The organism is Stappia sp. WLB 29 (genome assembly GCF_023507705.1).
In the GTDB taxonomy this organism is placed as follows: domain Bacteria; phylum Pseudomonadota; class Alphaproteobacteria; order Rhizobiales; family Stappiaceae; genus Stappia.
In genome coordinates, this window is the sequence record NZ_JALBGD010000012.1 from 12,850 (window position 1) to 27,975 (window position 15,126).

At 70.3% G+C, this 15,126-nt stretch carries 3 protein-coding genes; 1 reads left to right on the forward strand and 2 read right to left on the reverse strand.

The genetic code is table 11. The features are described from left to right. Nucleotides 1-34 precede the first annotated feature (34 nt). Together MNI96_RS19150 and MNI96_RS19155 are read right to left on the reverse strand one after the other, a co-directional pair. The gene (locus MNI96_RS19150; protein WP_249695743.1) at nucleotides 35-1,165 is read right to left on the reverse strand and encodes a saccharopine dehydrogenase family protein; all 1,131 of its coding nucleotides are present in this window, start codon (nucleotides 1,163-1,165) and stop codon (nucleotides 35-37) included. A gap of 114 nt (nucleotides 1,166-1,279) precedes the next feature. Next, nucleotides 1,280-2,284 (reverse strand): helix-turn-helix transcriptional regulator, encoded by a 1,005-nt coding sequence (locus MNI96_RS19155; protein ID WP_249695744.1) that lies wholly within the window; start codon nucleotides 2,282-2,284, stop codon nucleotides 1,280-1,282. Nucleotides 2,285-2,532: 248 nt separating this feature from the next. Here MNI96_RS19155 and MNI96_RS19160 point away from each other — a divergent pair, with 248 nt between their 5' ends. Continuing rightward, complete coding sequence (locus MNI96_RS19160; protein ID WP_249695745.1) at nucleotides 2,533-15,105, forward strand: non-ribosomal peptide synthetase/type I polyketide synthase; 12,573 nt, start codon at nucleotides 2,533-2,535, stop codon at nucleotides 15,103-15,105. Nucleotides 15,106-15,126 lie beyond the last annotated feature (21 nt).

The following is a 15,126-nucleotide window of genomic DNA, read 5'->3' on the forward strand; positions in this document are numbered from 1 at the left end:
GCCAAGAGGTTTTCTTCGGCAAAGGGGCTTGCCGTCACGCCGCCGCGCGTCGTGCGCCCGCCGGGACGGCGCCGAGCGCGCCGCTGTCCTGCCCGTAGGCGCGGCCGAAGCGGTTGGCGAGGAAGGCACTGAGCGGGATCGCCTCCTGCGTCACGAAGCCGCGCGCCGGCAGCGTTCCGTCGCGCAGCATGTCCAGCGTCGCGCAGATGCCCGAGGCAGTGGTGATCTGGATCGCGCTCCAGGTCTCGCCGGCGACATCCTGCGCCGTCACCCGGTAGATCGCCGACATCTGCTCGCGCTGGTCGCCGCGCCGGCCCGAGGCGGTGATGAACACCAGCACCACGTCCTGCCGGGTGATCGGGACGGCGGTTTCCAGCACGTCGCGCATCAGGTCGCGGCGGTCCTTCAGCCCCAGATCGGTCAGCAGCAGTCGCATGATGTCGCGATGGCCGGGATAGCGCACGGTGAGGTAGCGCAGGTTGCGCACCCGCCCCGCCAGCGTCTCGGCCAGCGAGCCGAGCCCGCCGGACGTGTTGAACGCCTCGTAGTCGACGCCGTCCAGCGAGAAGGTCTCGTAGCCCTCCAGCGGCTGCAGCAGCGTCCGCTCGCCGTCCAGCACCGCCTCGCAGGGGTTGCAATATTCGTTGATCAAGCCGTCCGTAGACCATGTGAGATTGTATTTCAGCGCATTGGTCGGGTAGCGGGGCAGGGCGCCGACCCGCAGGGTCAGGTTCTCCAGCGCGTCGAAGCGGCCGGCAAGGTCGTGCGCGGCGATGGAGACGAAGCCCGGCGCCAGGCCGCATTGCGGCGCAAAGGCCGTCTGCGCGTCCTCGGCCAGCGCCTTGACCGCCTTGGTCGAGGCGACGTCCTCGGTCAGGTCGAGATAATGCGCGCCGGCGCGCTTTGCCGCGCGGGCGATAGTCTGGGTGAGAAAGAACGGGGCGGCCGACAGCACCGCACGGTGGCCGGCAAGTGCCGCTACCAGCGCCTCCTCGTCGGCGACATCCACCTGCGCCACGGCAATGTCCGGGCGCCGTGCGGCGGCGAGCGCAGCCGCGTCCCGGTCGGCGATGGTCACGCGGTAGTCGCCGGTTGCGGCGAGCAGGGCGGCGATGGTGCGGCCGATCTTTCCCGCACCAATGATGAGCACTGGCCAGACAGCCATGACGAAATCTCCTCTGGATGGTGTTTCCATGAGGATATCCCGGCCTCTGTCCGGATATCAGGACACAGTGCGACGAACTTGGCATCGCTTTCGGCAATATGCCGGGCAAGCCGACTATATGCCGGAGGCTTCCAGCCGGTTGCGGCGCACGAAGTCGGAGGGCGTCATGCCGTATTCGCGCAGGAACAGCTGCGAGAAGCGGCTGGGATTCGCATAGCCCACCGCCAGCGCCGTCTCGGTCACCGTCGCCCCGTCGCGCGCCAGCAGGGTGCGCGCCTCCTCCATCCGCGACTTCTGCAGGAAGCTGTAGACCGGCAGGCCGAACTGCTGGCGGAACCCGTCCTTCAACCGTTTCTCGCTGAGGCCGACGCAGGTGGCGAGGTCGTGGATCGTCCAGCTGCGGTCGAGCTGGCGCAGGAGCGTGTTCTTCGCCTCGTTGAGCTTGCGCGAGTCGCGCAGGATCCTCGTCTTCTGGCAGAACAGCGGCTCGCGCATCATCGAGATCGCGGCGGTGAGCAGGTCGAGGCAGCGCGCCTCGATGGCCAGGTCCTCGCAGCCGCGGTCGAGCCCGCTGGCAACCAGCCCGGCGGCCAGCGCGTCGATCATCTCCGTCGCCGGGAACCGCCCGACCCAGAACGAGCCGGTGGCGGCCACCGTCAGCGGATGCCCGCTCAAGGCCTGCTCGAACAGCGCCGTCGCGTCGAGCCGGCGCAGGAAGGCCTCGCTGGCGCGGATCTCGATGCCGCGGAAGCGCGTGTCCGCCGGCACGTCGTAGCCGCCGCTGAGCGGCGTCTTGGAAAAGATCATCAGCGCCGAGCGCGGATCGTAGTCCAGCCGCACGGCGCGCGGATCGCCGTCCAGCGCCCGCAGCATGCTGCTGCCGGTGGCGTGTTGCAGGATGACGATGGTCAGACCCGGCGCCATGTTGGCCGTGCGGCGGAAACGGTCCTGCAGCTGCAGGTCGTAGACGGACAGTTCCAGCCCGAGCCGGATGCCGAAGCGACGGAACTCTCCGTCGACCGCCGTCTCCGTCAGGCCGCTGTGGCTTGGCTGCCGCGCCGCGAGATCGAGCTCGCTGGCAGCCTGGCTCAAAGGGCGCTCTTCGATGTTCAGAGCCATTCGAACCTCTCCCGGGGCTGTGCACCAGAAAAGTGCCTAGGGCGATGATTGCACGCAAAAATAAGTATCGATCAGGGCCTTGCCGGCCCGGATCGGGGTAGCGGGCACGTCCATGATCTCCAATTCTTGACTGAAAAAGTCAACATTTAATCGCGCTTCCCCGAAACCCGCCTGTTCCTCGAAATGCGCCGTTCGCCACGGGAAAACAGACGGTTATCGCACTGCGACAGGTTAGCTGGAGTTCATGCATGTCCGTTGTCTCGCCTGAGGTTCCTGCCGTCGAAACGCTGGTCGATGCCGTTGCGCACTGGGCCGGGAAGCGGGGGGAGGAGATCGCGCTCGACTTCCGCGCCCGCCCCGGCGCCGAGCCGGTGACGCTCACCTATGCGCAGCTTTCGGCGAGCGCCCGCGCGCTGGCCGCACGTCTGGCGCGCGAAGGGCATCGCGGCGACCGGGTGCTGATCCTGCTGCCCTCCAGCATCGACTATGTGGTCGCGCTGCTCGGCTGCATGCAGGCCGGCTTCATCGGCGTGCCCGTAAACCTGCCGGGTCCTTCGCGCGTCCGGCGCGTGCTCGGCAAGGTCGGACCGATCGCCGCCGACTGCAAGCCCCGCTTCATCGTCACCACCGACGAGATCCGCCGCCAGTCGCAGGCCGACCTGGAGGCCTTCGCGCAGCAGGCCGGCGCCCGCGTCCTCATCCTCGATGCGCCTTGCGAGCGGTGCGCATGGCAGGGCGATCCCCTTCGCGGCACCGACACCGCCTTCCTGCAGTACACCTCCGGATCCACCGGCGATCCCAAGGGCGTGATCAACGGCCACGCCCCCCTGATGCGCAACCTGCGCTTCATCTCGCGCCTGCTGGCACCGAAAGAGCGGCCCGTCGTCGTCAGCTGGCTGCCGCTCTATCACGACATGGGGCTGATCATGGGCGTCTTCGCGCCTCTGGTCGCCGGCGGCAAGGCGGTCGTCCTGTCGCCGACCTCCTTCGTCGCCGATCCGCTCCACTGGCTGGAAGTGGCCTCGGCGGAAGGCGCGGGCATGATGCCGTGCCCGGCCTTCTCCATGGATGCCTGCGTCGAGCGCTACGATGCCGCGCGCTGCGCAAGCCTCGACCTCAGCCGGGTGGAGAGTTTCATTCCCGCCGCAGAGCCGGTGCTGCCGCGCCAGGTCGCGGCCTTCCAGCAGACCTTCGCGCCGCACGGGCTGCGGCCGCAGGCGATTCGCCCGGCCTATGGTCTTGCCGAAGCGACGCTGCTGGTCACGACCGGTTTCGAGCCGGCCGGCCCGCGCCTCCTTTCCATCGATGCCGCCGCGCTGGAGCAGGGGCGCGCGGTCCCGGTCGAGGCGGGCGCTGCCGGCGCGCGCACCTATGTCTCCAACGGCGGCGAGACCGACGGCCAGGACGTGCGCATCGTCGATCCGCAAACGCTCCGGACCCTGCCCGAGGGCCGCGTCGGCGAGATCTGGGTCGGCGGCGAGGAGATCGCCTGGGGCTACTGGGGCAACGAGGCGGCAAGCGCCGCGACCTTCCGCGCCGTTCCCGCCGACGGGGCGGGGGCGGCCGCTCGGGGAGGGCCGTTCCTGCGCACCGGCGACCTCGGCTTCCTGCAGGACGGCCATCTCTATGTGACGGGCCGGCTCAAGGACATGATGATCCTGCGCGGCCAGTGCCACTATCCCAACGATCTGGAGGCCAGCCTCGTCGGCGCGCATCCGGCCATCGTCGGCGGCGCGGCGGCGGCCTTTGCCATCGATGACGCACAGGGGCGCGAGGCGGTCGTGCTGGTGCAGGAGGTGCGCCGCGACGGGTCGCTCGATGCGGGCGAGGTCGAAAGCGCCATCCGCGAGGTGATCGCGCGCGAACACGGCCTTGCGCTCGCCGATGTCGTGCTCATCCGCAAGGGCACGTTGAAGCGCACCACCAGCGGCAAGGTCCGGCGGGCGGAGATGCGCCGCGCCTATCTTTCCGACGAACTGGTCCTCGCTGTTCCGCACGCGGCCGGGGAGCCTGGCTCCCGGCCTGCGCACGCAGCTGACGGCTACCGCGCGCTGGTGGCGGAGATCGCTGCCCGCGCACTCGGCCTCGGCTCGGCCCGCCGGATCGACCCGCAGGCGAGCCTCTTCGCCCTCGGCTTCGATTCCCTTGCGGCGACGCAGGCGATTGCCGCCCTCGAGGCCCGGCTCGGCCGCCAGCTGCCCGAAGGGCTGCTTTTCGACCACCCGACGGTCGCTGCCCTGGCCGATTGGCTGGCCCGCAGCGAACCGGCGGACGGCGAGGCGGCGGAAACGGCGGCTCCGTCCCTCGCCGCCCGGCCGGCGTTCGGCACGCATGGCGAGCGCGGCGCGCGCGCCGAGCCGCTGGCGATCATCGGTCTCTCCTGCCTCTTTCCCGGCGGCGACGAGGACTTCGACGATCCCGCCCGCTTCTGGTCCTTCCTGATGGAGGGCGGCGATGCGGTGCGTCCGCTCAGCCCCGCGCGCTTTGCGCCGGAACCGGAGATCCCCGGCTTCGGCGCCTGCCTTACGCGGGTCGACGGGTTCGACGCCGCCTTCTTCGGCATGGGCGCGCGCGAGGCGATCAACACCGATCCGCAGCAGCGCCTGCTGATGGAGGCCGCCTGGCACGCGCTGGAGGATGCCGGCATTCCGCCCTCCCGCCTGGCCGGCACGGATACCGGCGTCTTCATCGGCATCGGCACCGGCGACTACGGCCACATACCCTTCGCCACCGGCGACCGCTCCCATCTCGACCCCTATTACGGCACCGGCACGGCCTTCGCCGCCGCCGCCGGCCGGCTCTCCTTCTTCTTCGACTGGCACGGACCGAGCCTTGCCGTCGACACCGCCTGCTCCGCCTCTCACGCGGCGGTTCACAACGCCTGCCAGGCGCTGCGCCTTCGCGAATGCGGGGTGGCGCTGGCCGGCGGCGTCAAACTGCAGATGCTGACCGAGATCGACCTGGTGCTGGCGCGCGCCGGCATGCTGGCCCCCGACGGGCGGTGCAAGACCTTCGATGCCTCGGCCGACGGCTACGTGCGCGGCGAGGGGCTCGGCATGGTCGTGCTCAAGCGCCTCTCCGACGCGCTGCGCGACGGCGATCCGATCCGCGCCGTGATCCTTGAAAGCGTGCTGGCGCAGGACGGCGCCAGTGCGGGCCTCTCCGCGCCCAACGCCGCCGCGCAGCGCCGGATGATCGACACCGCCCTGACGCGCGCCGGCCTGACGCCCGGCGACATCGACTACCTCGAGCTGCACGGCACCGGCACCCGGCTCGGCGATCCCATCGAGTATCGTGCCGTGCGCGACGTCTTCGCCGGCCGGCCGCAGGACGACCCGCTCTATCTCGGCTCCGTGAAGACCAATATCGGCCATCTGGAAGCCGGCGCCGGCATCGCCGGCCTGATCAAGGCGGTGCTGGCGGTGGAGGCGGGGCAGGTGCCGCCGCATCTCCATCTCAAGGACGTCAATCCGGAGATCGGCCTGGGCGAGATCCCGGCGGTGGTGCCGGACCGGGCCACCGACTGGCCGCGCCGGGGGGCTGTCCGGCGGGCCGGCATCACGTCCTTCGGCTTCGCCGGCACCATCGGCCATATCCTGCTGGAACAGGCGCCGGATCAGGCCGCCGGGCAGGCGGCCGATGGCCCGCAGCCGCCGCTGCTTCTCGCCTTCTCCGCCCGCAGCCGGGAGGCGGCGGACGGCCTGCGCCGCGCCTTCGCCGAGCGCCTGTCGCAGCCGGACACGAATGCTCGCGCGCTGGTCAATGCGGCGGCCCATCACCGCGACCACGAGGCCGGCCACCGGGTTGCGGTTGCTGCCGGCGATGCGGCGGGGCTCGTTGCCGAGCTGGAGCGGGCGGTCTGCGAGGATCGTCCGGCTGCGCCTGCCCGCATCGCCTTCCTGTTCACCGGGCAGGGCGCGCAATACCCGGCTATGTGCCGGGGGCTCTACGACGCCGAGCCGGTGTTCCGCGAGGCGTTCGACCGCGCGGACGCGGCGCTCCTGCCGCATCTCGGCCGCTCCATCCGCGATCTCGTCTTCGCCGCCGGCGAGGAGGAGCTGCGGCGCACGGAGTTTGCCCAGCCGGCGCTCTTCGCCGTCCAGTTCGCGCTGGCGCAGCTGTGGCGCGCCTTCGGCATCGAGCCCGCCGCCGTCATCGGCCATTCCATCGGCGAATTCGCCGCCTTCGTCCATGCCGGCATGCTGGAGCTCGACGATGCGGCCCGCATCATCGCCCGTCGCGGCCGCTTGATGCAGGAGCTCCCCGAGGCCGGCGCGATGCTCGCCGTGCGCCTGCCGCAGGATGAGGCGGAGGCGCTGGCCAAAGAGCACGGCCTGTCGCTCGCCGCCGTCAACTCCTCCGCCGACGCGGTGCTGGCCGGCAGCGAGGACAAGGTGGAGCGGCTCGCCGCGCTGCTGGAGGGGCGGGGCGTCAGCGCCCGCCGCCTGCATGTCTCGCACGCCTTCCACTCGGCCCTGATGGAGCCGATGCTGGCGCCCTTTGCCGAGGTCGCCGGGGATATCGCGCTTACCGACCCGCGCCTTGCGGTTTTCTCGACCGTCACCGGCGCGCAGCTGGAGCGGGCGCCCGGCGCCGACTACTGGGGCACCCAGGCCCGCCGCACCGTCCGCTACGCTGAGGCGCTGGGGCGCGCCTTCGAGGCCGGCTGCGACACCTTCGTCGAGATCGGCCCCCGGCCGGTGCTCGCCATGCTCTCCCAGCGCGAGGCCCAGCACCGCGACCTGACCGGCGCCCTGTTCCTGGCCAGCGCCGCGCCCGACGACGGCACCGGCCTGATGCTGCGCCGCAGTCTTGCCGCGCTCTACCGGCGCGGCGTCGACGCCAACCGCGCCGCCGTGTTCCGGGGCGAGCGCGCGCGTCCTTCCCAGCTGCCGCTCTATCCCTTCGTGCACAAGTCCTACTGGCTCGATTACGGCGCCAGCGCGCCGGTCCGCGCCGCCCTTCCGGCCCCGGGACGCGACAGCTCCGGCGTGCTGCCGCTCTACCGGGTCGAGTGGGAGCAGGTCGAGCTGCCCTCAGCCCCGGCATCCGCATCTGTCCCCGCTGCTCCGCTGCTTGCCGTCGGCGGGTCGCCGGACCTTGTCCACGCCCTTCGGCAGGCCGCGCCGGGGCGGGAGATCGCCGCTTGCGGCAGCGACGAGCAGTTCATCGAGAGTTCCGAACGGTTGATCGTCTGGCTCGATGGATTCGAGGCGGATGGGGACGGCGAGGGTGCAGCGCCGGATGTCTCGAATTTGTGGAGATTGATACGCCTTTCTCAAAAGTTGCAGTCGTTTTCGCAAAAATTCCGCATCCTTCTCCCGACCCGCGGCGCGCAGGGCGAAAACGGCACGAATGCGCCATTTCAGGCCGCGTTCTGGGGCGCGGCGCGTTCGCTCTCGATCGAATGCCCGGACCTGCAGATCCTGCTCGTCGACATCGCTCCGGACTGCGATCCGGCCGGGATATTCGCGGAGCTCCTGCCGCGGCTGGAGGCGGTTTTCGAAGAGCAGGACATGCTGCAGGCGCGCCCGGACGGCTGGTTCTCGCCGCGGATAGCTCCGCTCGAGGCCGATGTCCCGCAAGAGGCCGGGGACCTGCCGGTGGACGGGGCATATCTCGTATGCGGCGGTGCCGGCGCCACCGGTTCCCATGTGGTCGAGTGGCTGGCGGAAAAGGGCGTGCGGCGGATCGTCGTCACCGCCCGCAGCGCGCCGGGGCCAAGGGCGCGCGCCGCCTATGAGCGCTTGCGGCTGGCCGGCATCGACATTCGCCATGTCGAGGCGGATGTCGCCGACGAGGCGGCGATGGCCGCCGTCCTTGCCGGCATCGACGGGGAGAACGTGCCGCTGCGCGGCGTCTTCCATTGCGCCGGTATCGGCCTTTTCGACAGGCTCGAAGAGCTGGGGGAGGAGAATTTCTCGGCCGTGCTGCGCTCCAAGATACAGGGCTCGGCAGTGCTGCATCGCCTGACCGAGCACCGCACCGACCTTGCCGCCTTCGTGCTGTTTTCCTCCATCTCCGGCGTCTGGGGGTCGCGCCTCCAGATCCATTATGGCGCCGCCAACGCCTACCAGGATGCGCTCGTGCGCCTGCGCCGGGCCCGCGGTCTGCCCGGCTTGTCCATCGCCTGGGGGCCGTGGGGCGGCAAGGGCGGGCTCTCCGACCTGGAGGATAACCTGCTCGACCTGTTGCGGCGGGCCCGCATCCACAAGTTCGAGCCGGCGCGCGGCATCGCCACGCTGAACCGGCTCGTCGCCGGCCCCGGCGGCAATGTCGTCGCCGTCGATGTGGAGTGGCCGGCCTTCGCCCCGCTCTACCGCGCCTTCGGGCGCAGCGACCTGCTGGCCCGTGTGGCGCCGGCGCTCGCCGGGCCCGTCGAGGGCGAACGTCCGGACTGGTCGCGCCTGTCGGAAGACGAGCGCCGCCAGACGGTTGGCACGTTCGTCGATGCGGCGCTGCGCGAGGTGCTGAAGGTCGATGCCGGCGTGTTGAGCGACGAAGCGGACCTCATCGGTCTCGGCCTCGATTCCATCCTGGTGATGGATCTTGCCCGCGTCATCGCCCGCGACCTCGGCCTTGCCTGCCCGTTGCGGGCGATCTTCGAGAATGCGACGCCCGGACGCCTGCGCGCCCATCTGGTCGCGCTCGCCGGCGAGGCGGAGCCTTCGGAAAGGAGCGGGGATACCCCGTCCGGCAGCGGCGGGCAGGGCCTGATCCTTGCCGATGCCAATGCCCGCCACGAGCCGTTCCCTCTCACCGAACTGCAATATGCCTACTGGGTCGGCCGCGATCCACGGCATGTCCTCGGGGGCATCGCCTGCCACGCGTATCTTGAGACCGAGCCGGATACCCCCTTCGACATTGCGCGGCTGGAGGAGGCGTGGAACCTCCTGATCGCCCGCCACGACGCGCTGCGGCTGGTCGTCGACGATACGGGCCGCCAGCGCATCCTTGCTAAGGTTCCGTGCTATCGCATTGAGGTTACTGATCTTTCCGATGCGGATCCGGACCGGATCGCCTACCACCTGCTGGAGATGCGCGACACCCTCTCGCATCAGGTGCTCGATCCCTCGGTCTGGCCGATGTTCGACATCCGCCTGACACGTATGCCCGGCGGCCGCGACCGCCTGCACATTTCCATCGACATGCTTATCAATGATGCGATGAGCAGCCAGATCCTCTGGCAGGAATGGCAGGCGCTCTACCTTTCCGGCTCGGCCGAGGCCGCCGGCCTGCCGCCCTTCACGATCTCCTTCCGCGACTATGTCCTGGCCAAATCGGCCCCGGATGCGGAGCGCAAACGGCGCCAGGAGACCGACCGAACCTACTGGCTGGCGCAGCTCGACGAGTTGCCGCAAGGTCCGCAACTGCCTCTGGCGCGTGCGCCGGAACATATTGGAGCACCACGATTTTCCAGGCTGCAGGCGGATCTCGACGCTCCCCGCTGGGAGGCGTTGAAGGCGCAGGCCCGCAAGGTCGGAGTGACGCCTGCCGGCCTGCTGGTCGGCGTCTTCGGCGAGGTGCTCGCCGCCTGGAGCGACCAGGCGCGCTTCTCGCTCAACCTGACGATCTTCGACCGCCTCGCCCTGCACGAGGACGTGCCCCGGCTGGTCGGCGACTTCACCTGCCTGACCCTGCTCGCCCTCGATATCGAGGCGGTGATGCCGCTCGGCGAGCGCCTGCGCGACGTGCAGGGGCGCATGTTCGAGGCGCTGGAGCACCGGACCTTCAGCGCGGTCGACGTGCTGCGCGAGTTGAACCGCGGCGAGGCCGGGCGGCAGTTCGCAGCGCCCGTGGTCTTCACCAGCCAACTCGGCATGCAGGACCCCACCAAGGGGACCTCGGAGGGCGATGTGCTCGGCCGGCTTGTCCACGGTATCACCCAGACGCCGCAGGTCTGGCTCGATCATCAGGCGGGCGAGCAGGACGGGGCGCTCGTCTACAATTGGGATGTGGTCGACGGACTGTTCCCCGCCGGCCTCGTCGAGGGGATGTTCACGGCCTACGGCGCCCTGCTGGAGCGGCTGGCCGATGAAGCCGCGACGTGGCACGAGCCGGTCGGCGATCTGCGGCCGGAGAGCCAGAGGCTGGTGCGCCGTGCGGTCAACGAGACGGCACGGGAGCTGCCGCTCGACCTGCTCGATGCCCCGTTCTTCCGAAACACGCAGGCCAGACCGCAAGCTCTGGCGCTGGTTGTCGGGGGGAGGTCCTACTCCTACGGCGAACTGGCCGGCTGGGTCCGGCGGCTTGCCGGCGGGCTGCGGCAGGCCGGCATCCGCCGCGGCGAGCGTGTCGCGGTGCTGATGGAAAAGGGCGCGGAGCAGGCCGCAGCGTGCCTCGCCATCCTGTCGCAGGGCGGCGTCTATATCCCCGTCGATCCGGCGATCCCCTCGCCGCGCTTTGCCAGCATCGTGGAGACGAGCGGCATCCGGCTGGGTGTGACCCAGGCGCGGCTGGCCGAGCGGCTGCCGGAGTTTTCCGGAAAACTTGTCCTCGCGGACGAGGAGGCCTGCGAAGGCTACGAGGAAGCGGAACCGGCGAGCGGTCGCGCGCTCTCCGACGAGGCCTATGTCATCTACACGTCCGGCTCGACCGGAACGCCCAAGGGCGTTCTGATCGATCATCGCGGGGCCTCGAATACGGTCCTCGACATCAACGCTCGCTTCGATGTCGATGAAAACGACCGTATCTTCGGCTTCTCGGCGCTCGGCTTCGACCTGTCGGTCTACGACCTCTTCGGCTGTTTCGCGGCCGGGGCGGCGCTGGTGCTGCCCGACCCGGAGGGAACGCACGACCCGTCGCACTGGGCGGAGCTGATCTCCCGCCACGGCGTTACCGTGTGGAACTCGGTGCCGGCGGTCTGCGATCTGCTGCTCGGGGAGACGGGGGCCGACCTCTCCAGCCTGCGCCTCGTCCTGCTTTCGGGCGACTGGGTGCCGCTGAAACTGCCTGCGATCCTGCGCGAGCGCGTGCCGGGCGCACGGCTCATCGCCATGGGCGGGGCGACCGAGGCCTCGATCTGGTCCAACTGGTTCGAGGTGGAGGAGGTGCGTCCCGGCTGGACGTCGATCCCGTATGGCACGCCGCTGTCCAACCAGAGCTACCGGGTGCTGGATGCGCGCCTGCGCGACCGGCCGGACTGGGTGATCGGCGACCTGCATATCGGCGGCGTCGGTCTGGCCCTCGGCTACGAGGGGGACAAGGAGCGCACCGAAGCCGCTTTCATCCGGCATCCGGACGGCGAACGGCTCTACCGGACCGGGGACATGGCGCGCTACTGGCCGGACGGCATCATCGAGTTCCTGGGTCGCCGGGACACGCAGGTGAAGATTGCCGGCCACCGGATCGAACTGGGGGATATCGAGGCGGCACTGGCCGGCCATGCGGGGATACGCGACGCGGTGGTCGATGTCGTCGGCTCGCAGGAGCGGGGCCGGCGCCTGGTCGCCTGGCTGCGCCTGGAGGGGGCCCATCCCGACTTCCACGAGACGCTTGCCGCCGATCCGGCGGAGGCCGCAGCCATTGCTGCCTCCCTCGGGGACACGCTTGCCTGCGGCATGGAGGCCATCGCCCTGCCGCAGGGGAGGGCCGGTGCCTATGCCGCCTGGCAGGCCGGGCTCGCAGCACGCACCCTGGCGGACCTGTTCGCCGAAGCCGGACTGCTCGTGGAGGGGGACAAGACCTTCGATCAGCAGGACATGGCCACCGCCCTCGGGCTTGCGGCGGACTTCCGGCAGTTGCTCCCGCGCTGGCTTGCCCATCTGGAACGGCACGGCGTGTTGAGGCGCGCCGGAGACCGCTTCGGCATCGGGGCGCCGCCGCCCTCCTGGGAGGATATGGAAGACGGAGCCCTTGAGGCGGGGCAAGCCCGCGACCTCGTCGTCCGCCTCAAGGGACTGGTGCCGGAGATCGCGGCCGTGCTGCGCGGCGAGATGGATCCTCTGGAGCTCTTCTATGCCGACGGGGCCGATCTCAGCCCGGAACGGCTGGCCCGGCTGAATCCTTGCGCGGTCGACACTCATCGCCGCATCGGCGAAGCGCTCGCGGAGATGGCGACGGCGGCGGGCCGGCCCCTGCGTGTCCTGGAGATCGGTGCCCGCGGCGGCGTCGCCACCCGCGACTGGCTGACGGGACTGTCCGAGGCGGCCGCAGGAGAGCCCGCCCGGACGCTCGTCGGTCTGGTGCTGGCCGATCCCTCGCCCTTGCTGCTGGCCGAGGCGGCGCGAAACCTGCCGGGCGGACTGGAGGCCGCAACCGTGGTGCTCGATCCCGAAGGCACGATGCCGGCGGAGCTGGAACCGAACAGCTTCGACGTCGTCCTTGCCTTCAATGCCCTGCACCGGGCGCGCGACGTCGGCGACCTTCTGGCGAACGCCCGCTCGCTGTTGAAGCCGGCCGGGCACCTTCTGGCGGTGGAACTGACCGTCAACGGCCCGATGATCGACCTGACGGCGGGGCTGATCGAGCGCGGTTTTGCCGGGCTTGCCGACCGGCGGAAGGAGAGCGGTCTGCCGCTGATGGCCGCCTCGGCGTGGACGCAGAGCCTCGGAGCGGCCGGCTTCGAGGCCGCGCTTGCCCTCGATCCCGCCGGCAACGGCGATCTCGCCGTCCTGGCCGCCCGCAACGTCGATCCGGCCGTGCGTTTCCGCCCCGAACGGGTGATCCGCCATCTCGAAGGCGTGCTGCCGGCATACATGGTGCCGCGTCAGGTGGTGCTGCTGGCGACGCTGCCCCTGTCGGCAAACGGCAAGGTGGACCGCAAGCGCCTGCCGTTGCCGGGGGAGGCCGCCCCGGAACAGCAGACGCTCGCCGCCCCGCGCAGCGAGAGCGAACGCCGGCTTGCCGCGATCTGGAGCGAGTTGCTCGGCCATGAGGTCGGACGCGATGCCAATTTCTTCGCGGCCGGCGGCGACAGCCTGATCGCCGTGCGGATGACCGAGCGCATCCGCGCCGTCTTCGGGCGCAAGGTGAAGCTGCGCAGCATTTTCGCGATGCAGGACCTTGCCGAACTCGCCGCCCATCTCGACGACCTGGGCCGGGAGGGGCAGGAGGCCTCCGGCGACGCGCCGGTGCAACTTTCCGTCGACCCGCACGCGCAGTTCGAGCCGTTCCCGCTCACCGATGTGCAGCAGGCCTATTTCATCGGCCGCCAGCCGCTGTTTCCGCTGGGAGGGGTGTCGACCCACATCTTCGCGGAGATCGACGTCACCGATCTGTCCGCCGAGGCGCTGGGCTGGGCTTGGAACCGGCTGGTGCAGCGGCACGGCATGCTGCGGGCGGTGATCGACGAGGAGGGCAACCAGCGGATCCTGCCGCAAGTGCCGGTCTTCTCGGCGATGACCGCCGATCTGACGGAGGGCGACGAGGCGGCGCTGGAGCACTGGCTGGAGCGCCAGCGCCGGGAGATGAGCCACCGGGTCTACGATACGGCGCAATGGCCCTTGTTCGACGTGCGCATGGCCAAACACGCAGGCGGCGTCAGGCTGCTGGTCAGCCTCGACAATCTCGTCTGCGACGGACGCAGCATGGTCATGCTCTTGTCGGAATGGGCCGCACTGGCTCGCGACCGCGAGACCGTGCTGCCGCCGCTGGACCTGTCCTTCCGCGATGTGGTGCTGCACTGGCAGGGCGAGGAAGCCTCGCCCGCCCATGCGGCGAGCCTGGAGCACTGGTTCGCCCGCCTGCCGGACCTGCCGCCGGCACCAAACCTGCCCTTGCGGCGCAAGCCGGAGGACCTGACGCCGCCGCGCTTTGCCCGTCTCGCCGGTACGCTTTCCCATGACGAATGGGCAGCCTTCCGCGCGAATGCGGCGACTGCCGGCCTGTCTCCCAACGCGGCGCTGCTCTCCGCCTATGCGGCAGCCTTACGCGGCGGCGGGGGCGGCGACCGCTTCAGCGTGAACCTGACGCTGTTCCGCCGCGATCCGATCCATCCGCAGATCGACCTTTTGGTCGGCGACTTCACCTCGCTGCTGCTGGTGCCGTTCGAGGCGCGCGAAGGGGAGAGCTTCGCCGCAGCCGCACGCCGTCTGCAGGACCGGCTGATGGAGGATCTCGAGCACGCCCGGGTTTCAGCGGTGCGGGTGATGCGCGAGGCCGCAAGGCGCGGCACGGATGCGCAGGCGCTCGCCGTTCCCGTGGTCTTCACCAGCGGTGTCGGCGTCGACAACACGGCGTCCGACGGCCGCACCGCAGACTGGCTGGGCCGGTTCACCGGCGGCATCACCCAGACGCCGCAGGTGTGGATCGACCATCAGGTCGTCGACCGGGACGGCGAGCTTGCCTTCAACTGGGACCATGTCGAAGGCCTGTTCGACGGCGAGTGGATCGAAGGCGTGTTCAACGCCTATTGCCGCATGCTGTCCGATCTCGCAGCCGACCCGGGCGCCTGGCAGGCCCTGTTGCCCGCGGTCGAGCCCACGACTGCCGGCGCCTTGCCGGTCACGGATGGCGTCGAGATCGGCGAGGACGCAGAGGCTGGCGAGACCCGGACCGGACCCGTCGACGGGGCGGTTGCCGAGCTGATCGCCGACCTCCTCGCACAGGAACTCGGCACCGGGCCGGTGGACCGGAGCGCCAGCTTCTTCGAGTTGGGGGCGACGTCGCTGACCTTGCTGCGGCTGCATCAGAAGCTGCGCAAGGCTCTGGGGCGCAACTTCCCCGTGGTCGCCATGTTCGCCCACCCCAGCGTCCAGGCACTTGCCGGCCATCTGGCAGCGCCCGAGCCGGTCCTTGCCGGAGAGGCCGGGCATGCGGGCGCGCGCCGGGCGGCGGGGCGGGCCAATGCCGAGCGCCGGCGCCGTGTGCGCGACCAGTGATCCTTCAATTCCCCCACTTCA